Raw genomic sequence first — 21,815 nt, 5'->3', positions numbered from 1 at the left:
CGCGCATGGGTGATGGCCGTGCCGTGTTGCGCAGCAGCATCCGTGAGTTTTTGGGCAGTGAGGCCATGCACGCGCTGGGCATTCCCACCACCCGCGCCCTGTGTGTCACCGGCTCGGACGCGCCGGTACGGCGTGAACGCTGGGAAACCGCCGCGGTGGTGACGCGGGTGGCGCCCAGCTTCATCCGTTTTGGCCACTTCGAACACTTTGCCGCCAGAAACCGGCTGGCCGAACTCCAAACCCTGGCCGACTACGTGATTGAGCGTTATTACCCTGACTGTGGCCACACCAGTGCCGCATCCGGCAACGCCTACGCGGCGCTGCTGCAGGCGGTCACCCGGCGCACGGCGGAGATGGTGGCGCACTGGCAGGCGGTGGGTTTTTGCCACGGTGTCATGAACACCGACAACATGAGCATCCTGGGGCTGACGCTGGACTATGGTCCGTTCCAGTTCATCGACAGCTACGACCCCGGCCACATCTGCAACCACACCGACCAGCACGGCCGCTACGCCTTTGACCAGCAGCCCGACATCGCCCACTGGAACCTGTTTGCCCTGGGCCAGGCGCTGCTGCCGCTGATTGGCGATCAGGCGCTGGCGCTGCAGGCGCTGGACAGCTTCAAGCCGGTTTTCACCCGTGCCTGGCAGGTGGCGATGTGCGCCAAACTCGGCTTGCCCAGCGCCATGGCAGACAGCGACACCGTCGCGACCCTGGTGCGCGACCTGCTGGCGCTGCTGGCGCAAAACCGGGTTGACTACACCATCTTCTGGCGCCGCCTGAGCCACGCCCGCGCCGATGGCCAGACCGGACCGGTGCGCGACCTGTTTCTGGACCGGCCTGGCCTGGACGCCTGGATGCTACGATATTCAGAGCTGTATGGGCATATAGAATGTGGGCTAGAGGCCAATTTGATGCTCAATGTCAACCCCAAATACGTGCTGCGCAATTACCTGGGCGAAGAAGCCATTGAAGCGGCCCGGGCCAAGGACTTCTCGGGGGTAGCCCGTTTGCTGGCGCTGCTGACGCAGCCATTTGACGAGCACCCCGGACATGAAGCGCTGGCCGGTTTCCCGCCCGACTGGGCCAGCCAGATTGAAATCAGTTGCAGTTCCTGACCCCCGAAAGGCCTCCCATGCACTACCCGATCCAGAAAACCGACGCCCAATGGCAAGCCCTGCTGAAGGAAAAAGGCGCCGAGCCCGGCGCCTTCCAGGTCACCCGCCAGGCCGCCACCGAGCGCCCGTTCAGCGGCAAATACGAGGCCCATTGGGCCGATGGCAGCTACCACTGTGTCTGCTGCGGCAACAAGCTGTTCGACGCCAGCACCAAGTTTGACGCCCATTGCGGCTGGCCCAGTTTTGCGCTGGCGGTGCCCGGCGCCATCACCGAAATCACCGACCACAGCCATGGCATGACCCGGGTGGAAACCGTGTGCGCCCAATGTGGCGCCCATCTGGGCCATGTGTTCAACGACGGCCCAACCCCCACCGGCCTGCGTTATTGCATGAACTCGGCTTCGTTAAACTTCAGCCCCACATGAAAATCCTGATCGACTTTTTCCCCATCCTGCTGTTTTTTGGTGCCTACAAGGTCTATGACATCTACATCGGCACCGCCGTGCTGATGGCTGCCACCGTGCTGCAAATGGCGCTGATCTACGGCATCGATCACAAATTGCAGGCCATGCACAAGATCACGCTGGTGCTGGTGCTGGCGTTTGGCACGCTGACGCTGGTGCTGCATGATGACCGCTTCATCAAATGGAAACCCACCGTGCTGTACGCCGCCATGGCCATCGGCCTGGCCGTGGCCGTGTGGATCATGAAAAAGAACTTCCTGAAGCTGCTGCTGGGCAGCCAGCTGAGCCTGCCCGAGCCGGTGTGGATGCGCCTGAACATGATCTGGGTCGGCTACTGTGCCTTCATGGCGGCCATCAACGGTTATGTGGCCGCGTTCTACAGCACCGAAGCCTGGGTCAACTTCAAGCTCTGGGGTTATGCCTTCCCGCTGATCTTCATCGTTGGCCAGGGTTTTTACATTGCCCGCTACCTGAAGGCGGACGACACCCAGCCGCCGACCGCATGAGCACCACCCAGCCCGCCCCGACCGCAGCCCAGCTGCAGCAGCGCCTGCAAAGTGTGCTGCAACCCAGTGCGCTGGAGGTGATTGACGAAAGTTCCCAGCACCACGGCCATGCCGGCGCCAACGGCACCGGCTGGGGCACCCACTTCCGGGTACGCATCACTTCGTCACAATTTATCGGCAAGCCGCCGCTGGCACGCCACCGCCTTGTGTATGATGCGCTGCAAGATTTCATGGACCAAGGCCTGCATGCGCTGGCCATTGAGGCCAAAACACCCGCCACCCACTGAGGCGGAACTGAAACCCCAAGCATTTTTTTCTTTTTTGAAACTCAGGAAATTCGCATGAAGAAGACATTCGTGACAAGTTTTGCGCTGGCTGCCCTGGTGGCTGGCTTGTCCCCGCTGGCCAACGCCCAGAATTTGGCCATCGTCAACGGCAAGGCCGTGCCCCTGACCCGCGTCGAGGCCCTGAGCCAGCAGGTCGCCCGCTCTGGCCGCCAGATCACGCCGGAACTCGAAAAGCAGATCAAGGACGAAGTCATCGCCCGTGAAATCTTCATCCAGGAAGCCCAGAAGCAGGGCCTGGACACCACCGAAGACTTCAAGGTCCAGATGGAACTGGCCCGCCAGACCATCCTGATCCGTGACCTGTTCACCAATTACCAGAAAACCCACGCCGTCACCGACGACGAAATCAAGGCCGAATACGACCGCTTTGCGGCCGCCAACAGCGGCAAGGAATACCGGGCCCGCCACATCCTGGTGGAGAAGGAAGCCGATGCCAAGGCCATCATTGCCCAGCTGAAAAAAGGCGGCAAGTTTGAAGACATCGCCAAGAAGTCCAGCAAGGACCCGGGCTCCGGCGCCAAAGGGGGTGACCTGGACTGGGCACCAGCCGGTAACTATGTGGCTGAATTTGCCACAGCCCTGACCGCACTCAAGAAAGGCCAATTGACCGACACCCCGGTGAAGTCCCAGTTTGGCTACCACGTCATCCGTCTGGACGACGTGCGTGATGCCCAGCTGCCCAAGCTGGAAGACGTCAAACCCCAGGTGGCGCAACAGCTGCAGCAGCAAAAACTGGTCAAGTACCAGGACGACCTGCGCGCCAAGGCCAAAGTCGAGTAACTTTTCCTGCGCTGTCAAAAAAGGCCCTTGCAGGGCCTTTTTTTTATGCCATCAGCCAGCGCCACCCGATCAGGCAACCGATCAGCACCGGCTGGTGCAGCATGTAATAACTCAGACTCCAGCGGCCCAGCCAAGCCAACGGCCTGAGTGACGGCACCAGCGGCCTGGTGAAAAAACCGCCCGGTTGACGCACCAGCCAGTTGCCTGCAGCCAGGCCCCACCACATCACCCCCAGCCAGGGGAAAACCGGCACGTAATCCTCCGTCACCGGCTTGTGGCTGATCCAGCCCAGCCAGTTCAGGCCGGGCGCGTTCAAATAATGGGCAAATTCGGGGTTAGCCCAGGTATTCATTGCATATTCCGCTATGAATTTTGAAGCAATCGCGAGAGCGCCGAGCAACCATAACCAGCGCCCCCACGGCGCCGTCAGCCGCGCCACGATGAGCATCAGCGCCATGCCATGCAGCACACCAAAGTAGATGAAGCTTCGGGGGTACATCAGCCAGGAACCCGCGGTGACCAACAACGCGCACAGCGCCACCTGCACCCAGCGCCGCCAGAATCGCGGCCAGCTCTGGCCCTGCGCCACCGCAATGGCCTGACCCAGGCCCGCGCAAGCCAAAAACAGGCTGACGATGACGGTGCGCTGCCCGGTCCAGAACGGATCGTCGTAAAAATTCTGCTGGATGTGGCCAAACTGGTTCAGGTCGAAGCAGAAGTGAAAGGCCGTCATCCAGACCATGGCCAAGCCGCGCAGGGCATCCAGGGCATCAAAGCGTTGGGTTTTCATGCGGAAAGTGTACTGACGAGTGGAGAGTCAGCCGTGGGCACCGCCCTCTTTCAGGCTTTCCAGGGACAGCGCCAACTCCTCTCGCAACCAGGCGCGAAACGCCTGCAAGGGCGGCCAGTTTTCCAGCTCGGGCTGATACACACACCAGTAGTGTGCATAGGCCGAGTCACCGGGCAGTGCGGTGGGCGACAGGCGCACCAGCCGTCCATCGCGCAAGGCATCAGCGGCCAACACCTCGCGTGCCAGGCCGATGCCAATGTCCTGCTCCACCGCCTGCAACAGCAAGCCCGCATCGTTGAAAGTGGCGACCGGGCTGACGGCACCACGCCAGCCGCCCAAGGCGAACCAGCGCTCCCACAGCTCGGGTCGGCCCAGCAAAGGCTCTTCGGCCAGTTCCTCCACACAGCAAGCTTTCAAGCGGCGGGCAGCGCTGGGTGAGCCCAGGACAATCAGCGGCGAGTCCACCAGCTGTTCAGCGGCCAGTCCGCGCCACGGCCCTTCGCCCTGGCGCAGCCCGACGTGAAAGCCCTCACGCACCAGGTCCACCACCTGCTGTGAGGTATGCAGTTCAAGGTGGATGTCAGGATAACGCTCACGCCAGCGCGGCATGCGCGGCAACAGCCAGCGCTGGGCAAACGACGGCAGCAGCGTCAGCCGGATACGCTGGGCTTCGCCCTTCGCAGCAGCCTCTGCGGCACGCAGCCCCTCATCCAGCCGGTCCAGTGCAGGCTCTACCGCACGCTGCAAGGTGGCCCCGGCCGTATTGAGCACGATGCGCCGCCCCCGGCGCTCAAACAGTTCAAACCCCAGCTGCTCTTCCAGCAGTTTGATCTGCTGGCTGACCGCGCTGTGGGTCAGGTGAAGCGCCTGCGCAGCGGCGCGCAAGTTGCCCAGGCGGGCCACCACACGAAAGGTGGGCAAGGTGTTTAAAGGCAGTCTGGACATGGCTTGGTAAGTATTTGTGAACGATTCATCCAAAAACAATCGATATTCAAACACATAAACGCTGGATATGCTTACCAACATGTTCAATCAACCACCGGAGTCCACCATGAACACCGCTTGCTGCGTCGCACCCGCCTCGGCACCGTTGGCCGCCGCCCATGCCCTGCCCACCTGGGTGGCCACCACACGTGCATGGTGGAAGCGCTGGATGGCATCACATCAGGCCCGGCGTAGCGCCTGTGAACTCACGGCGCTCGACGGTTTGAGCCCCCACAGTCTCAAAGACATTGGTGCCCCGGAGTGGGTGGTGGAAAGCGCACAGCGCGCCCAGGAGCGTGCGCACCACGGCGGATTGTTTGAGCGCGACACCAGCCACTGGCGCTGAACACCCCGGTGGGCGCAACGCCCGTACAGGTTTCGGGGCCAGGCTCTGGCTGGGATAATCCCGCCCATGTCTTTGCTGCCTCACCAACTTGAACTCTTAGCCCCGGCACGTGATGCCGCCATTGGCATCGAAGCCGTCAACCACGGGGCGGACGCGGTCTACATCGGCGGGCCGTCGTTCGGCGCCCGCTCCAGCGCCGACAACAGCGTCAGCGACATCGCCCGGTTGGTGGCACACGCGCACCGTTTCAACAGCCGCATTTTTGTCACGCTGAACACCATCTTGCGTGACGACGAGTTGGAACCCGCCCGCCGGCTGGTCGGACAACTTTATGACGCAGGGGTGGATGCGCTCATCATCCAGGACATGGGCCTGCTGGCGCTGGACCTGCCGCCGATCCAGTTACACGCCAGCACCCAGTGCGACATCCGCACCCCTGAGAAAGCGCGTTTTTTGCAGGACGTGGGCCTGAGCCAGCTGGTGCTGGCGCGTGAGCTCACGCTGGAGCAGATCGCTGCCATCCGCGCCGCCACCGACCCGGCCAAAAGCGCCATCGAATTTTTTGTCCACGGCGCACTGTGTGTGGCCTACAGCGGCCAGTGTTACATCAGTGCCGCGCATACCGGGCGCAGCGCCAACCGGGGTGAATGCAGCCAGGCCTGCCGCCTGCCCTACCAGGTGATCGACGACAAGGGTCGCTTTGTGGCGCACGACAAACATGTGCTGTCCATGAAAGACAACAACCAGAGCGCCAACCTTGCCGCGCTGGTGGATGCGGGCGTGCGCAGCTTCAAGATCGAAGGCCGCTACAAGGACATGGCCTATGTGAAGAACATCACCGCCCATTACTGCCAGCTGCTCGACGAGCTGATCGACGAGCGCCAGCACTCTGACAACCCGCTGGCGCGCGCCAGCAGCGGCACCACCAACTTCACCTTCACGCCCGACCCCAACCAGAACTTCAACCGCGAGTTCACCGACTACTTTGTCAATGGCCGCCAGGACTCGATTGGCGCGTTTGACACGCCCAAAAACCCCGGACAAGCCATCGGCCACGTGCTGCAAACCGGCCCGAATTGGGTCGAGCTGGAACTTACCAGCCGCTATACCGAGCTGCACAACGGCGACGGCCTGTGTTACTACGACTTGCAAAAGGAACTGGTCGGCTTGGCCATCAACCGCGCTGAACTCATCAGCGCCAAAAAAGCCCGCTGGCGCGTGTTTCCCAAGGACGCGATGGACACGCTCAAAGACCTGCGCGCAGGCGTCGAGGTCAACCGCAACCGCGATGTGAACTGGCTGCGACAGCTGGAAAAAAAATCGAGTGACCGGCGCATCAAGGTCTGGGCCGCGCTCAACGTTCTGGCCAATGCGGTGCAACTCACGCTGACCGACGAAGACGGCCACAGCGCCGCGGTGCAGCAGCCCTTCCCCGCCGCCAACCGCCAACCAGCCAAGGATGCCGCGGCTGCTGCCGAGCAGGCCCGCACCCAGCTCTGCCGCCTTGGCACTACGATATTCATAGCTGCAAGCCCAGATATTACCTGGGCTACAGGCCCATTGGATGCCATCGTTTTGCCCAGCTCCTTACTCAACACGTTGCGCCGCGATGCGGTTGAAGCGCTGGAAGCCGCCCGCGCCCGAGCCTTCACCCGCCTGCCGCGTGCCGTGCCGGTGGAGCCACCCGTGCCCTACCCTGACGACACCCTGAGCTACCTGGCCAATGTGTATAACCAGAAGGCGCACGACTTTTATGCCCGCCACGGCGTCAAGGTGGTGGCCCCGGCTTATGAGGCGGTGCAAGAGCTGGGTGAAGTCAGCCTGATGATCACCAAACACTGCGTGCGTTTTTCCTTGAGCCTGTGCCCCAAGCAGGCCAAAGGCATCACCGGCGTGCAGGGTCAGGTCAAAGCCGAACCGCTGCAGCTGGTCAACGGCAAAGAGAAACTCACGCTGCGTTTTGACTGCAAACCCTGCGAGATGCACGTCATGGGCAAGATGAAACCTGCCGTGGCCAAGCAGTCGCGCCAGGAACTGCTGGCCGCCGCCAACGGCGTGCCGATCACCTTCCACAAAACCCGGCCCCGGCAGGAATTTGGTCATTGAGAACTGGTCCTTCCCATGACACCTGCCTCAAACACCCCACACCACGGTAACCTGCGCAGCATCACCGCCATGCTGGTGGCAGTGGGGTTTTTCGCCTTCATGGACACGATCCTGAAGGTGTTGTCGGGCCGCTACCCGGCGCTGCAGGTGGCAGCACTGCGCGGCTGGGTGGCCTTGCCGCTGGTCGGGCTGTGGATTCACTGGCGCGGCGGCTGGCACACCTTGTGGCACATCCGCTGGCGGCTGCACTGGCTGCGTGGTGCGCTGGTGATCTGCATGCTGACCCTGTTCACACGCGGCCTGCAACAACTGCCCCTGGCCAACGCCTATACCCTGTTTTTTGTGGCACCACTGCTGATCACCCTGCTGTCGGCGCCGGTGCTGGGGGAGCGGGTGCCGCGTGCCCATTGGTGGGCCGTGGCCGGCGGCATGGTGGGTGTGGTGGTGGCACTGCGCCCCGGGGTGGATGGTTTTGTCAGCTGGTCCGGGCTGGCGGTGCTGGGTGCGGCGGTGTGTTACGCCGTCTCGGCGGTGACCACCCGCCTGTCCAGCCGCACCGACTCACGTGAGAGCCTGATGTTGTGGATCATGGTGATGGTGGCCATCGGCGCCAGCGCATTGGCCGCGCCGCAATGGGTAAGTCTGCGCCAGGACGATTTCTGGCTGCTGGGGGCGCTGGCCATCGCCGGTTTTGGCGGTCAGCTGGCCATCACCGAAGCCTTCCGCCATGGCCAGGCTTCGGCCGTGGCGCCGTTTGAATACACGGCGCTGGCCTGGGGGCTGGGTGTGGACTGGCTGATCTGGGCCACCCTGCCCGACCGCTACACCTTGCTGGGCGGTGCCATCATCGTCGCCAGCGGGCTGTATGTGGTGCGGCATGAAAGCGTGCGCGCCGCCACGGAACATCCCTAGGCGACGGCCCTGGCAGCACACCCCAGCGCGCCGAACGCCCGGTCAATGGGGTGGCGGTACTTCAGCATACAACCGGATCGCATTGCGCCCGGCGTCCTTGGCCTGGTACATTGCCATGTCAGCGTGCTTGAGCAGGTCATCCCGGTTGGCTTCATGGTTGATAAACACCACCAGGCCAATACTGGCGGTGCAGTGGTGTTCCACCACCTGCTGGCCGTCCGGTGAGATCACCAGGCGATAGGTTTGCGACAGGGCCTGGCGGATTTTTTCTGCCACCACCAGTGCCTGCTGGGTGGAGGTCTCCCGATCATGTGCCAGTTCGCTGAGCATCACCACAAACTCGTCGCCCCCCAGACGTGCCACGGTGTCCACCTCCCGGACGCAGGCCGACAGACGCCGGGCGACCTCGACCAGCAACAAGTCGCCCACGCCGTGCCCATGCATGTCGTTGAGTGGCTTGAAGTTGTCCAGATCCAGAAACATCATCGCCGCATAGAAGGTGCTGCGTTTGCTGGCAGCCATGGTCAGGCTCAACCGGTCCAGCAACAGGCGCCGGTTGGGCAGATTGGTCAGCGGGTCATGGAAGGCAAGTTGGCGCACCTGGTCTTCCATCTTTTTGCGCGGAGTGATGTCACGGGTGACCGCCAGATGCACCGTTTCACCCTGCACCTGCATCGGAACGGCGTGGGTTTCCAGCCAACGCCGCCCACCCTTGAGTCCAATCACCTCATATTCCAGCTGCACCGTTTCACCGGCGATCACACGCCGATGCATCTCGGCAAAAGCCTCGCGGTATTCGGGCGCAATGACGTCCAGCACCGGTGCGCGCTCGACCTGGGCAAAAGAATCCGCCTCGATCATCTGTAAACCGGCCGGGTTCATTTGCACCAGCTGGCCCTGCGCGTTGACCACCTTGATGCACTCCGGTTCATTCTCGATGATGGCTTTCAGATGGGCTTCACTTTCCGTCAGCAGTTTTTCGGTTTTCTTGCGCTCGGAAATATCGCGGCATGAACCAAACACGCTGCCATCGGGCAGCACGGTGCCGTTGAAATCCACTGGAATGATGCCCCCACCCTTGCTGCGCAGCCGCAGCTCGCAACGCAAAACGCCGGTCATGACCAGTTGCTGCAGTTGCGCCAGCACCATGGGCACGTCTTCTTCGGGGATCAGGTCACGCTCGGAAAGCCGCATCAGCTCTTCCAGGCTGTAGCCCAGCATCGTGGCGGCCTGCCCGTTGACATACTGGAATACCCCCTGCTGATCGGTGATGAAAATGGCATCGGCTGCACCTTCGAGCACACCCTTGATCCTGGCCTCGCTCTGGATCAGCGCATTTTCAGCCGCCGTGCGCTGCGTCACATCCGTCTTGATGGCCACATAGTGCGTGATCTGGCCCTGGGTGTCCTTCACCGGTGCAATATGGCTTTCCTCCCAATACAGCTCGCCATTCTTGCGCTTGTTGACCAGCTCCCCATGCCAGGCCTGGCCGCCAGAGAGGGTAGCCCACATGTCACGATAGGTGTCCGGGCTGGTCTGTTTCGATTGCAGGATGCGCGGGTTCTGGCCAATGGCTTCGGCCGCACTGTAGCCAGACACCCGGCTGAACTGCGGGTTCACATACTCGATGGTGGCATCCAGATTGGTGATCACCACCGATGCCGGGCTTTGCTCAACCGCCGTCGACAGCTTGCGCAACGCCTCTTCGGCCTTGCGCCGTTCGGTGATGTCGGTGACAAAGCCATGCCAGAGTGTTGAACCATCGTTATCCCGTTCGGGCACAGCGTTACCCAACAACCAGCGCACCGTCCCGTCGGCAAACCGGGTTCTGAATTCATGCTGCCAGGGTGCCAGCTCCCGCGCAGACGTCTGAATCGACTGCCAAAATGCCTCACGGTCATCCGCATGCACTGCCGCCACAAGAGCGGATGCGTCATCACGAACGTCGTCTGGACCAACACGAAAAAGGTCGCGAATGGCCTCACTGGCAAAAGGCAGGCAGGAACTGCCGTCAGGGCGCAGCCGGTATTGGTACACCAATCCGGGCACCCGGCTGGCAATCTTCTGGAGATGCTCCAGTGCCTCAGCCTTGGCCTGATCGGACTGAACCCGCTCGGTGATGTCTTCGTACAGGCCCAGGATGCCAATGATGTTGTGGTCCCGGTTCTTGAGCGGTACCTTGGAGGTGCGCAGCCAGATGGTCCGGCCATCTGGCGTGGTCTGTGGTTCATCATAAAACAGCCTGGGCAGGCCCGAAGCCATGACAGCAAGATCATCGGCACGGTAGGCCTCTGCCTGCTCGGCCCAGCCCATCTGGTAGTCGTCCTTGCCAATCACCTCCTGGGGTGATGCCAACCCCGCATCACGCGCAAACGCCGTGTTGCAGCCCAGATAATGCAGATTGCGGTCCTTCCAGAACACCCGCATGGGCGCCGTATCGATGATGGCCATCAGCAGATCGCGCGACTGCGTGATGGCTTGCGTGGCCAGACGGCGTTCCACCTGCCGCCGGTAAAACAGATAGCCCACGCCGACGGCCAACACCACCAAAAGCGCAACACCGTACAACAGCACCTGCTGGCTCCATGTATCCACCATCAACGGCTTCTCCTCTTCTTTGGCAAGGGCATGACTCCCTAAGCCACATCCGTCTCAGCCTGAGCTGCCGTGCCGGGCAACCGTGTCAGCGCAACCACCCTGCCCCCCCACAGTCGCCCGGACGAGCGGCTGCATCAAGGCGGTCCCGGCAGGATGAACATGGCTTTCACCTTAGCAGGTTTCGCCTTTGGACACTTGAGGTAGATCAGGACTGCTGGTTAAACCACCCCAGCGGCGGGACTCACGCCACCCACTTGCGCGCATTGCGCCACAGCTGCATCCACGGACTGAAACCTGACACGTCCTGGTTGGTCCAGCTCATCTGCACGTTGCGGAACACACGCTCGGGGTGCGGCATCATGGCGGTGAAGCGGCCGTCTGCCGTGGTCACGGCCGTCAGGCCGCCGGGGCTGCCGTTGGGGTTGAACGGGTAGGCTTCGGTGGCTGCGCCGTGGTTGTCGGTGAAGCGCATCGCGGCGATGGCCCGGTCGGCGTTGCCGCGGTACTTGAAGTTGGCGTAACCCTCACCGTGCGCCACGGCAATCGGCAGGCGGCTGCCGGCCATGCCGGCGAAGAACAGGCTGGGCGATTCCAGCACTTCCACCATGCTCAGGCGCGCTTCAAAGCGCTCGCTCTGGTTGGTGGTGAAGCGCGGCCAGTCCTGTGCGCCGGGGATGATGTCGGCCAGCTCGGCAAACATCTGGCAGCCGTTGCAGACACCCAGGCCGAAGGTGTCGGCACGGCCAAAGAAGGCTTTGAACTGATCCGCCAGCACGGGGTTAAAAGTGATGGAGCGTGCCCAGCCAATGCCGGCGCCCAAGGTATCGCCATAGCTGAAGCCGCCGCAGGCGACCACACCCTTGAAGTCGGCCAGGTTGGCGCGGCCTGTCTGCAGGTCGGTCATGTGCACGTCAAAGGCCTCGAAGCCTGCCTCGGTGAAGGCGTAGGCCATCTCCACATGCGAATTCACGCCCTGCTCACGCAGCACGGCCACCTTGGGATGTGACAACATGAGCACAGGAGATGCTATTGAATCAATAGCTGATTGGGCACATTCCACCTGGGCTAGAGGCTGATTTGGCATATAAACATGCAAACCCGGGTCAGACGGCTCGCCAGCGGACACGTGTTCGGCATCGGCACAAGCCGGGTTGTCGCGCTGTTGGCAGATCTTCCAGCTGGTGGCATCCCACACCTGGTGCAGGTCGGACAAGCTGGCGCTGAAAATCGTCTTGGCATCACGCCAGACCTGCACTTCGCCGACACCGGCGGTGATGGTCGAATCTGCCGGGCGGGTTTTGCCGACCACGTGGCTGTGCTGGCTCAAACCGTGCTCGCGCAGCAGCTGCATGACCGCATCGCGGTCGGCGGTGCGCACTTGCAACAAGGCGCCCAGCTCTTCGTTGAACAGGGCTTTGAGCGTGAGTTCATCGCGGCGGCCACTGATCTGGCCGGCCCAGTTCTTGGCATCGCCACAGTCCATGCGGCTGTCAGAAATGCCGTCGCCCTCGGTGACCAGCATGTCCACATTCAGCGCCACGCCCACATGGCCGGCAAAGGCCATTTCGCAGGCAGCGGCAAACAAGCCGCCGTCGCTGCGGTCGTGGTAGGCCAGCAGATGGCCCTTGGCGCGCAAGGCGTTGACGACATTGACCAGATTGACCAGGTCTTGCGGGTGGTCCAGATCAGGCACGGCATCGCCCATTTGCCCCAGCGCTTGCGCCAGGATGCTGCCGCCCATGCGGTTTTGGCCGCGGCCCAGGTCGATCAGCACCAGCGAGGTGTCCTCAAGCGCGTTCAATTGCGGCGTCAACGTGCCGCGCACGTCGGCCAGTGTGGCAAAGGCGGTGATGATCAGCGACACTGGCGAGGTGACTTTTTTCGCCTCGCCCTCGGCTTGCCACTGGGTGCGCATGGACAACGAATCCTTGCCGACCGGGATGCTGATGCCTAAAGCGGGGCACAGTTCCAGCCCAACGGCTTTCACGGTGGCATACAGCGCGGCATCTTCACCGGGCTCGCCGCACGCGGCCATCCAGTTGGCTGAGAGCTTGACACGGTCCAGCTCGATCGGGGCAGCCAGCAAGTTGGTGATGCTTTCTGCCACGGCCATACGGCCTGAGGCGGGGGCGTTGACGGTGGCCAGCGGGGTGCGTTCCCCCATCGCCATGGCTTCACCGGCAAAGCCCTTGAAATCGGCCAGCGTGACGGCGCAGTCGGCCACTGGTACCTGCCAGGGGCCGACCATCTGGTCGCGGTGGCTCAGACCGCCGACGGTGCGGTCACCGATGGTGACCAGGAACCGTTTGGAGGCCACGGTGGGGTGCGCCAGCACGTCGATGGCGGCTTGCTGCAGCGGCACACCAGTCAGGTTGACCGGTGCAAAGCTGCGCACCACGGTTTGGACATCGCGGTGCATTTTGGGCGGTTTGCCCAGCAGCACATTCATCGGCATGTTGACCGGCAAATCCGCTTCGCTTTGCACCGCAGCTTGCTGGGCCAGATCGACCTCGCCCACCACCAGCTGGCGTGCTTCGGTGGCGACACCAACGACCGCAAACGGGCAGCGTTCGCGCTCACACAGCGCCTGGAACTGCGGCAAGGCATCCGGGCCGATGGCCAGCACATAACGCTCCTGGCTTTCGTTGGACCAGATTTCTTTCGGGGCCATGCCAGACTCCTCCAGCGGCACCGAACGCAGGTCAAACAGCGCGCCGCGTTGGGCGTCGTTGGTCAGCTCCGGGAAAGCGTTGGAGAGGCCTCCGGCACCCACGTCGTGGATCGCCAGGATCGGGTTGGCCGCGCCTTGCAGCCAGCATTGGTTGATGACTTCCTGCGCGCGGCGCTGGATTTCGGGGTTGCCGCGCTGCACCGAGTCAAAGTCCAGGTGCGCGGCATTGGCCCCGGTGCTCATGGAGCTGGCGGCGCTGCCGCCCATGCCGATGCGCATGCCCGGACCACCGAGCTGGATCAGCAGGCTGCCCGCGGGGAATTCGATTTTTTTGGTCTGGCTCTCGTCAATCACGCCCAGGCCACCGGCGATCATGATGGGCTTGTGGTACCCGCGCTGCTCGGTCTGGGCCACGGGCTGCCCGGCGGCATCAGGGGTGGTGTAGTTCAGGCTTTGTTCGTATTCGCGGAAATAGCCCAGCAGGTTGGGCCGACCAAATTCGTTGTTGAATGCGGCACCGCCCAGCGGGCCTTCGATCATGATCTGCAAGGGGCTGGCAATGTGCTCGGGCTTGCCGTAACCACTGCGGCCATGGCTGTGGGCGCCCTGGTCCCAATGCAGCCTGGACACGGTAAAACCGGTCAGACCCGCCTTGGGTTTGGAGCCGCGCCCGGTGGCCCCTTCGTCGCGGATTTCACCGCCTGCGCCGGTGGAGGCGCCCGGGAAGGGCGAGATCGCGGTCGGGTGGTTGTGGGTTTCCACCTTCATCAGGATGTGTTGCGTAGCGCTACTTTTTTCATAGCTAGCTGCGCAGACTTTATCCGGGCTAGCGGCTGATTTGGCCACAAAACGCTCCACCTGGGCACCAGCCATCACCGAAGCGTTGTCCGAATACGCCACCAGCATGTGTTGCGGGTTGGTCTGGTGGGTGTGGCGGATCATGCCAAACAGGCTTTGGTCCTGCGTCACGCCATCGATGGTGAACTGGGCGTTGAAAATCTTGTGGCGGCAGTGTTCGCTGTTGGCCTGGGCGAACATCATCAACTCAACATCGGTCGGGTTGCGCTGCAGCTGGGTGAAGGCGTTGACCAGGTAGTCGATTTCATCAGCGGCCAGCGCCAGGCCGAACTCGGTGTTGGCCGCCATCAGCGCTGCCTTGCCGCCACCCAGCACGTCCACATGCGCCATCGGCGCAGCCGGCAACTCGGTGAACAGCTTCAGTGCCTGGGCACGGTCGAGCAACGCGCTCTCGGTCATGCGGTCATGCAGCAGCTCGGCCACCTGCGCCAATTGCTCGGCGTTCAGCGTGGGGCTGGACAGCAGGCCGGACTTGAGCGTGAGGCGGTATTCCACCACCCGCTCCACCCGCTGCAGCCTGAGGCCGCAGTTGTGGGCGATGTCGGTGGCTTTGGAGGCCCAGGGCGACACCGTGCCCAGGCGTGGCGTGACCACGATCAGCGCCCCATCCAGCGGGCCGGTGTAGGGGTCGCCATAGGTCAGCAAGGCCGCCAGCTGGTCTTGCTGCGCCGGCGTGGGCTCGGTGCTTGTGGCCACCAGATGCACATACCGCGCGGCAATGCCGCTGATTTTGTCGTGCACCGCTTGCAGGCTGGGCAAAAGCTGTTGAACTCGAAACGCGCTGAGAGCGCTGCCGCCCTCGAATTGGGAAATGTGCAGGGTCACGGTGGGGCCTGAATGGAGGACTGACTGGGTTGGAACGAACCCGCCACCGGGCGCTGACTGGGCCGTGGCGGCGGGGGGCTTGATTTTACCAGCGGCCCAAAAGCCGATGGGATAATCCGGCCCCATGACTATCACCTACAAAGACTCCGAAGGTATTGCCGGCATGCGTCTGGCGGGTCGCCTGGCTGCCGAACTGCTGGATTACCTGACCCCCTTCGTCAAGCCTGGCGTCACCACCAACGAACTCGACCGCCTGGCCGAGGAACACACCGCCAAGGTACTGGGCGCCATCTCGGCCCCGCTGAACTACGCCCCGGGGGGCCACCATCCCTACCCCAAGTCGATCTGCACCTCGATCAACCACCAGGTCTGCCACGGTATTCCCAATGACAAGCCGCTGAAAAAAGGCGACATCGTCAACATCGACGTCACCGTCATCAAGGACGGCTGGCACGGCGACTCCAGTCGCATGTACATGGTGGGTGAGGTGTCGGTGGCCGCGCGGCGCCTGTGCCACCTGACTTATGAAGCCATGTGGCGGGGCATCATGCAGGTGAAAGACGGCGCCTACCTGGGTGACATCGGCCACGCCATCCAGACCTTTGCCGAAGGCCACGGCCTGAGTGTGGTGCGCGAGTTTTGCGGCCACGGCATTGGCCGGCATTTCCACGAGGAGCCGCAGGTGCTGCATTACGGCAAACCCGGCACGCTGGACCAGCTCAAGGCCGGCATGACCATCACCATCGAGCCCATGCTCAACGCCGGACGCAAGGAGATCAAGGAACTGGGCGACGGCTGGACCATCGTCACCAAGGACCATTCCCTCAGCGCCCAGTGGGAACACACCGTGCTGGTCACCCCGACCGGCTACGAGGTGCTGACCCAGTCGGCCAACAGCCCGGCGGTCCCGGCGTTTGTCACCGCCGCGGCATAACACCCACCCAGTCTTTTGGCAGCCGTCGCTGACCCGGCCATGACTCAACCGCTCTCGCTGCGCGCACGTTACCGCGCTGACAAGGCCACCCTGCTGGCAGCGCTGGCCGGCAGCGGCGCTTCCACCCGCGGTGTCAACGCCGCTTTGCGCGGCCTGTCCCGGCTGGCCGATGCCACCCTGCGGCAGCTGTGGCAGCAGGCTGGCCTGGGCCATCCCATGGCCTTGCTGGCCGTCGGCGGGTTTGGCCGCCAGGAGCTGTTTCCGTATTCGGACGTGGATGTGCTGGTGCTGCTGCCAGACCAGCTGTCCCCCGAGACCGACCCGGAACTCAAAACACGCATCGAAAGTTTTATTGGCAGCTGCTGGGACGCCGGACTGGAGATTGGCTCCAGCGTGCGCACCATCAGTGAATGCCTGAGCGAGTCGGCCAAGGACGTGACGGTGCAGACCGCGCTGCTGGAGGCACGCCTGATCACCGGCAACCAGCCGCTGTTCAGCACCTTCCAAACGGCTTTTTTTGCGGCCATGGACGCCCACGCGTTTTTTGTCGCCAAGTCGCTGGAGATGCAGCAGCGCCACAGCAAGTTTGAAGACACCCCGTACGCGCTGGAGCCCAACTGCAAGGAGTCGCCTGGCGGCCTGCGCGACCTGCAGGTGATTTTGTGGGTGGCCAAGGCCGCCGGTTTTGGCGGCGACTGGAACGCCCTGGCCCGGGCCGGGCTGGCGACGGCGTTTGAGGTCAAGCAGATCAAACACAACGAAGCCCTGCTGCGCCTGATCCGTGCCCGCCTGCACCTGCTCAGCGCCAGGCGCGAAGACCGGCTGGTGTTTGACCTGCAAACCAGCGTGGCCCAGTCCTTTGGCTACGCGGCCCCCGACCCCAGCGCCGACCAGCGCGCTTTTGTGCGCCCCAGCGAGGCGCTGATGCGCCACTATTACTGGGCAGCCAAGGCGGTCAGCCAGCTCAACCTGATCCTGATGCTCAACATCGAAGAGCGCCTGAGCCCGGCGGCGGACAGCGCCCTGCCGCTGCGGCCCCTGAACGGCCACTTTTTTGACAAGGCCGGCATGGTGGAAGTGGCCAGCGACGACCTCTACCAGCGCCAGCCCCACGCCATTCTGGAAACCTTTCTGGTGTTCCAGACCCATGTCGGGCTCAAGGGCCTGTCGGCACGCACCCTGCGGGCGCTCTACAACGCCCGCAACCTGATGAACGGTGCCTTTCGCCGCGACCCGGTCAACCGCGACACCTTCCGCCAGATCATGATGCAGCGCAGCGGCATCACCCACGCCATGCGCCTGATGAACCAGACCTCGGTGCTGGGGCGCTACCTGTGGGCGTTTCGCCGCATCGTCGGGCAAATGCAGCACGACCTGTTTCACGTTTACACGGTGGACCAGCACATCCTGATGGTGCTGCGCAATGTGCGGCGTTTTTTCATCGTCGAACACGCCCACGAATACCCTTTTTGCTCACAACTGGCCAGCGGCTGGGACAAACCCTGGATTCTGAGCACGGCGGCGCTGTTTCATGACATCGCCAAGGGCCGCGGCGGCGACCATTCCACCCTGGGGGCTCAGGAGGTGCGGCGCTTTTGCAAGCAGCACGCCATCCCCGCGGAAGACGCCAGCCTGATCGAGTTTCTGGTGCGTGAGCACCTGACCATGAGCCGCGTGGCGCAAAAAGAAGACCTCAGCGACCCCGATGTGGTGGCCGCTTTTGCCAAGCGGGTGGGCAACGAGCGGGCCTTGACCGCGCTGTACCTGTTCACTGTGGCCGACATCCGCGGCACCAGCCCCAAGGTCTGGAACGCCTGGAAAGGCAAGCTGCTCGAAGACCTGTACCGCGCCACCTCGCGCGCGCTGGGCGGCCACGCCCCCGACGTGCACGCCGAGGTGCAGGAACGCCAGCGCGACGCGCTGATCGAGCTGGCCCTGCACGCCCAGCCGTTTGAGTCACACAAGGCGCTGTGGGCCACGCTGGACGTGGGGTATTTCATGCGCCACGACGCAGTCGAGATCGCCTGGCACACGCGCAAGCTGTCGCGCCATCTGGGCGCCCGGGAGCCGATCGTGCGCGCCCGGCTCTCGCCGGTGGGTGAAGGCCTGCAGGTGCTGGTCTACACCCCCGACCAGGAAGACCTGTTTGCCCGGATCTGCGGCTACTTTGACCACAGCGGCTTCAGCATTCTGGACGCCCGCATCCACACCACCCAAAACGGGTACGCGCTGGACACCTTCCAGGTGGTGGCCACCCACCTGACCGATCACTACCGCGAACTCATCAGCATGATCGAGACCGAGCTGAGCCGGGTGATTGCCACCGCCGCACCGCTGACCGCGCCGAGCCGGGGCCGGGTGTCGCGGCGCGTCAAGAGTTTTCCGATCACACCGCGCGTCAGCCTCAAGCCCGACGACAAGGCCCAGTGCTGGCTGCTCAACATCTCGGCCAGCGACCGCGTGGGCCTGCTCTACAGCGTGGCCCTGGTGCTGGCGCGCCACAAGATCAACCTGCAGCTGGCCAAGATTGCCACCCTGGGCGAACGGGTGGAAGACACCTTCCTGATCCAGGGTGCCGCGCTGCAACACAACCGCGACCAGATCCAGATCGAGACCGAACTGCTGGCCGCGCTGGCTTGAAGTTGCTTGAGGTCTCCCCATGCAGCTCTCCACCCTGTACGACCTGTTTGGACTCAACCAGCCGCTCTTTTTGCTGATCAACGGCCTGCGCTCACCGTGGCTGGACGCCGTCATGGTCCTGGGCACCCACCTGGGTGACTTTCGCCATCTGCCCTGGCTGATTGGCGTGGCACTGTGGCTGTTGGCGCTGCCACCGCTGGCTCCTGGTGCAACTGGCCTGGCATGGCGGCCCAGACGGGAGATGCTGGTTCAGTGGTTGACGTCATTGCTGGCAAGCTGTGCGGTGACGGCACTGGTGGTGACCACGTTGAAGTTGGGGCTGCACCTGCCCCGGCCCGCTGTTGCGCTGCCGGCAGGAGCGGTACATGTTCTGGTGACGCCTGAGTCGGCGCTGAGTTTTCCCAGCGGGCATGCGGCCTTTGCCATGCTGGTGGCGCTGGTTTTCTGGCCGTACTGCCGGATGGGGCTGCGGGTGCTGCTGCTGGTTTTTGCCTTGTGGGTCGGGGTGTCCCGCATCAGCGTGGGGGCGCACTTTCCCTCGGACGTGGCGGCGGGTTATGCCTGCGCGGCCGTCAGCACCTGGCTGGCCACCCACATGCTGGCGTTTCGCGCCAGGCGTCGGATCGGCCTGATTTAACAGGCTTTTTTGGGCTACAGCCCACGTATTTATTGCCTTATAAGCTATAAATAACATAGCTATTCAGGTTTCAATCGGCAAGCACGGTGTGGGCCCTGCGCCAGGCTGCTGCCCGACATCCGCTGTCACATGGGGCCGCCAAGTATGTCCAATACCAGCAAGACTGGCAAACCATTGAAATTCAGTTCAAAATCCGCAAAAAGCACCGTGTGACTGCCCCTGTCCCTGTGACAGCACATGCACCGCGATCAAGGTGGCCCAAGCGTGTGATGAAAGCTGCGGAGATCAACGTTGGACCAGACAAAAGCGACCTACCTCCCCATCTCGGGTCTGACCCTGTTCACAGGCGTCGGGTTGTTGGGGGTGATCCTCCTGGTGGTGTTCGGGCTCATCAACGAGTACCGCAACAGCATTCACTATGCCCATACCGAGGTCAAAACCCTCACTCGCCTGCTGGAGGGGCATGCGTCGGCCACTGTCGACAAGGTGGACCTGCTGCTGCGCGAGGTCCAAAAAAGTGTGCATCCCGAAGACATGCGTCTGCCCCCTGGTGCCATCCCTTCCAGGCGTAAGGAATGGCATCAACTTCTGAAATCACTGCTTGAACATGTCCCTGAAGCCGAGGTCATCCATATCAGCAATGTCACGGGTGACCATATCTATAGCTCCATTGATCCCCTGCCTTCTATCAACATCATTGACCGCTACCATTTCACGCGCCAACGAGATGACCCCTTGGCCGGGCTGGTGATGTCGCCGGCGCTGCGCTCGCGCACCACCGGGAAATGGACCTTGGTTCTGACCAGGCGACTCAATTTTGAAGACGGTCGTTTTGCCGGCATCATCAACGTCGTGCTGAAGCCTGAGTATTTCCAGCAGTTTTACCAGACACTGGATCTGAACAGCCATGGACTGGTCGCGCTGTACGACGAGAGCTGGCATCTTCTGGCACGGTATCCTGCGGGTGGCAAGGATCTGGGCAAAAAAATCGACCTGGATGCCGGGACCCCGGTTGAAAAGGAGGCCAGCCAATCGTCGTTCATTGCCAGGTCACCCCTGGATGGCGTCAAGCGGATTTACAGCTACCGCAAAGTGGGCCAGTTGCCGCTATACGTGCTGTCGGCCATCGCCGAAGACGACTATCTGGCCGAGTGGCAGCGTCATGTCTGGCAATACAGCCTGGGCACCCTCATTTTCTGTGTGGTCGTCATCAGTTTCAGTTGGCGCCAGCGACGCGCCAACAAGGCGCTGCGCCATAGCGAAGAGAACCTGCGCATCATTGCCGACCACACCTATGACTGGGAATACTGGGAGGGTGCCGAACATGACATCCGGTACATGTCGCCAGCCTGCCAGCGCGTGACCGGCTATGCGCCGCAGGAGTTCATCAACAACCCGGCGCTGATTCACCAGATCGTCCACCCTGATGACCGGCATGTCCTGGAAGCGCACAGCCATGTATCGCCATCCGACCTGGCCGAGATCTCTTTCCGGATCATCCGCCGCGACGGTGGCATCCGCTGGATCACCCATGGCTGCCAGGCGGTTTATGGCAAATCGGGCCAGTACCTGGGACGACGTGTCTGCAACCGGGACGAAACCGAGCGCAAGAAACTCGAACTCATGACCAAAGAGTTCGAGGCCATCGTGCAGTCGTCCAACGACGCCGTCATCGGCAAGTCCCTCGACGGCATCATCACCAGCTGGAATCACGGCGCTGAAGCCCTCTTTGGCTACAGCGCCGAGGAGATGATTGGCAGCCACATGAACCGGCTGTTCCCGGTTGACCGCATCGATGAGGAAAACTTCATCCTCAAACACATCGCCGCAGGCAAGACGGTGCAACACCTGGAAACGGTTCGTGTCCACAAGTCCGGCAAGCTGATCGATATCTCGGTGACGTTCTCCCCCATTCATGACAACAACGGCAAAGTCATCGGCATCTCCAAAGTGGCCCGCGACATCACCGATCACAAGAAGGCAGAAAGCGCCCTGCGCCGTGCCTCCCTGTATGCCCGCAGCCTGATCGAAGCCAGCCTTGACCCACTGGTGACGATCAGCACCGAGGGCAAGATCACCGACGTCAACCGTGCGACCGAAGCCGTCACCGGCCATCTGCGTGAAGAACTCATTGGCAGTGACTTTTCCAGCTATTTCACCGACCCAAGCGAGGCCAGCCGGGGTTACCAGAAGGTGTTTTCCGAAGGCAGCGTCAAGGACTACCCGCTGGCCATCCGCCATGTTTCTGGCACCATCACCGAAGTGCTCTACAACGCCAGCCTCTACCGCAATGAGGCCG

Annotated in this window: 16 protein-coding genes; 12 read left to right on the top strand and 4 right to left on the bottom strand. The window is 62.6% G+C overall.

Translation table 11 applies throughout. The features are described 5' to 3' along the window. The 5 genes from PHW99_RS04895 to PHW99_RS04875 form a co-directional block, all read left to right on the top strand. A partial coding sequence (locus tag PHW99_RS04895) for a protein adenylyltransferase SelO family protein (RefSeq protein WP_300174357.1) occupies positions 1 to 1,118 on the top strand: 1,118 nt, incomplete at its 5' end. A 17-nt stretch (positions 1,119 to 1,135) separates the two neighbouring features. Then, a complete protein-coding gene (gene msrB / locus PHW99_RS04890; RefSeq protein WP_300174355.1) occupies positions 1,136 to 1,543 on the top strand; it encodes a peptide-methionine (R)-S-oxide reductase MsrB in 408 nt (135 codons plus the stop codon). Next, the gene (locus PHW99_RS04885) at positions 1,540 to 2,088 is read left to right on the top strand and encodes a septation protein A (protein WP_300174353.1); all 549 of its coding nucleotides are present in this window, start codon (positions 1,540 to 1,542) and stop codon (positions 2,086 to 2,088) included. Before msrB ends, PHW99_RS04885 begins: the two co-directional genes overlap by 4 nt. Beyond that, the gene (locus tag PHW99_RS04880; protein WP_300174351.1) at positions 2,085 to 2,375 is read left to right on the top strand and encodes a BolA family protein; all 291 of its coding nucleotides are present in this window, start codon (positions 2,085 to 2,087) and stop codon (positions 2,373 to 2,375) included. Before PHW99_RS04885 ends, PHW99_RS04880 begins: the two co-directional genes overlap by 4 nt. A 54-nt stretch (positions 2,376 to 2,429) precedes the next feature. Next, positions 2,430 to 3,215: a peptidylprolyl isomerase gene (locus PHW99_RS04875; RefSeq protein ID WP_300174349.1), complete on the top strand. Its 786-nt coding sequence runs from the start codon at positions 2,430 to 2,432 to the stop codon at positions 3,213 to 3,215. 43 nt (positions 3,216 to 3,258) lie between these two features. Here PHW99_RS04875 and PHW99_RS04870 read toward each other — a convergent pair whose 3' ends face one another. Beyond that, entirely contained in the window at positions 3,259 to 4,005 is a 747-nt protein-coding gene (locus tag PHW99_RS04870; protein ID WP_300174347.1) for a heparan-alpha-glucosaminide N-acetyltransferase, read from the bottom strand. Positions 4,006 to 4,032: 27 nt separating this feature from the next. Next, positions 4,033 to 4,950, bottom strand: coding sequence for a LysR substrate-binding domain-containing protein (locus PHW99_RS04865; protein ID WP_300174345.1), 918 nt, complete (start codon positions 4,948 to 4,950; stop codon positions 4,033 to 4,035). A 106-nt stretch (positions 4,951 to 5,056) separates the two neighbouring features. On the opposite strand from PHW99_RS04865, the gene PHW99_RS04860 reads away from it, so the two are divergent. The 3 genes from PHW99_RS04860 (at position 5,057) to PHW99_RS04850 (ending at position 8,353) form a co-directional block, all read left to right on the top strand. Then, positions 5,057 to 5,335 (top strand): hypothetical protein, encoded by a 279-nt coding sequence (locus PHW99_RS04860; protein ID WP_300174343.1) that lies wholly within the window; start codon positions 5,057 to 5,059, stop codon positions 5,333 to 5,335. Positions 5,336 to 5,401: 66 nt separating this feature from the next. Then, on the top strand, positions 5,402 to 7,441 hold the full coding sequence (locus PHW99_RS04855; protein ID WP_300174341.1) for a U32 family peptidase: 2,040 nt from the start codon (positions 5,402 to 5,404) through the stop codon (positions 7,439 to 7,441). A 15-nt stretch (positions 7,442 to 7,456) separates the two neighbouring features. Next, positions 7,457 to 8,353: a DMT family transporter gene (locus PHW99_RS04850; RefSeq protein ID WP_300174339.1), complete on the top strand. Its 897-nt coding sequence runs from the start codon at positions 7,457 to 7,459 to the stop codon at positions 8,351 to 8,353. A gap of 42 nt (positions 8,354 to 8,395) precedes the next feature. On the opposite strand, the gene PHW99_RS04845 is transcribed toward PHW99_RS04850, so the two are convergent. Together PHW99_RS04845 and purL are read right to left on the bottom strand one after the other, a co-directional pair. Next, positions 8,396 to 10,951: a bifunctional diguanylate cyclase/phosphodiesterase gene (locus PHW99_RS04845; RefSeq protein WP_300174405.1), complete on the bottom strand. Its 2,556-nt coding sequence runs from the start codon at positions 10,949 to 10,951 to the stop codon at positions 8,396 to 8,398. Between the two features lie 241 nt (positions 10,952 to 11,192). Continuing rightward, positions 11,193 to 15,305 carry a phosphoribosylformylglycinamidine synthase gene (purL, locus tag PHW99_RS04840; protein WP_300174337.1) on the bottom strand — a complete coding sequence of 1,371 codons (4,113 nt, stop codon included), beginning with the start codon at positions 15,303 to 15,305 and terminating at the stop codon, positions 11,193 to 11,195. 124 nt (positions 15,306 to 15,429) lie between these two features. Between purL and map the strand changes: the two genes are divergently transcribed. The 4 genes from map to PHW99_RS04820 all read left to right on the top strand — a co-directional run. Beyond that, positions 15,430 to 16,239, top strand: a complete 810-nt coding sequence (map, locus tag PHW99_RS04835; RefSeq protein ID WP_300174335.1) for a type I methionyl aminopeptidase — start codon at positions 15,430 to 15,432, stop codon at positions 16,237 to 16,239. Positions 16,240 to 16,278: 39 nt separating this feature from the next. Beyond that, complete coding sequence (locus PHW99_RS04830; RefSeq protein WP_300174334.1) at positions 16,279 to 18,879, top strand: [protein-PII] uridylyltransferase; 2,601 nt, start codon at positions 16,279 to 16,281, stop codon at positions 18,877 to 18,879. Between the two features lie 19 nt (positions 18,880 to 18,898). Next, the gene (locus tag PHW99_RS04825; protein WP_300174332.1) at positions 18,899 to 19,516 is read left to right on the top strand and encodes a phosphatase PAP2 family protein; all 618 of its coding nucleotides are present in this window, start codon (positions 18,899 to 18,901) and stop codon (positions 19,514 to 19,516) included. 291 nt (positions 19,517 to 19,807) lie between these two features. Continuing rightward, a partial coding sequence (locus PHW99_RS04820) for a PAS domain S-box protein (RefSeq protein ID WP_300174330.1) occupies positions 19,808 to 21,815 on the top strand: 2,008 nt, incomplete at its 3' end.

Origin of the sequence: Rhodoferax sp. (assembly GCF_028689305.1) — a bacterium.
Classification (GTDB): domain Bacteria; phylum Pseudomonadota; class Gammaproteobacteria; order Burkholderiales; family Burkholderiaceae_C; genus Rhodoferax.
This window is presented reverse-complemented; position numbering and strand designations above follow the sequence as displayed.

What these genes read in the sequence shown, in the direction of transcription:
- PHW99_RS04875 (WP_300174349.1), top strand. Translation starts at nt 2,430, where the DNA reads ATGAAGAAGACATTCGTGACAAGTTTTGCGCTGGCTGCCCTGGTGGCT.
- PHW99_RS04825 (WP_300174332.1), top strand. Translation starts at nt 18,899, where the DNA reads ATGCAGCTCTCCACCCTGTACGACCTGTTTGGACTCAACCAGCCGCTC.
- PHW99_RS04850 (WP_300174339.1), top strand. Translation starts at nt 7,457, where the DNA reads ATGACACCTGCCTCAAACACCCCACACCACGGTAACCTGCGCAGCATC.
- PHW99_RS04855 (WP_300174341.1), top strand. Translation starts at nt 5,402, where the DNA reads ATGTCTTTGCTGCCTCACCAACTTGAACTCTTAGCCCCGGCACGTGAT.
- PHW99_RS04865 (WP_300174345.1), bottom strand. Translation starts at nt 4,950, where the DNA reads ATGTCCAGACTGCCTTTAAACACCTTGCCCACCTTTCGTGTGGTGGCC.
- PHW99_RS04860 (WP_300174343.1), top strand. Translation starts at nt 5,057, where the DNA reads ATGAACACCGCTTGCTGCGTCGCACCCGCCTCGGCACCGTTGGCCGCC.
- msrB (WP_300174355.1), top strand. Translation starts at nt 1,136, where the DNA reads ATGCACTACCCGATCCAGAAAACCGACGCCCAATGGCAAGCCCTGCTG.
- PHW99_RS04830 (WP_300174334.1), top strand. Translation starts at nt 16,279, where the DNA reads ATGACTCAACCGCTCTCGCTGCGCGCACGTTACCGCGCTGACAAGGCC.
- PHW99_RS04845 (WP_300174405.1), bottom strand. Translation starts at nt 10,951, where the DNA reads ATGGTGGATACATGGAGCCAGCAGGTGCTGTTGTACGGTGTTGCGCTT.
- PHW99_RS04870 (WP_300174347.1), bottom strand. Translation starts at nt 4,005, where the DNA reads ATGAAAACCCAACGCTTTGATGCCCTGGATGCCCTGCGCGGCTTGGCC.
- PHW99_RS04880 (WP_300174351.1), top strand. Translation starts at nt 2,085, where the DNA reads ATGAGCACCACCCAGCCCGCCCCGACCGCAGCCCAGCTGCAGCAGCGC.
- PHW99_RS04885 (WP_300174353.1), top strand. Translation starts at nt 1,540, where the DNA reads ATGAAAATCCTGATCGACTTTTTCCCCATCCTGCTGTTTTTTGGTGCC.
- map (WP_300174335.1), top strand. Translation starts at nt 15,430, where the DNA reads ATGACTATCACCTACAAAGACTCCGAAGGTATTGCCGGCATGCGTCTG.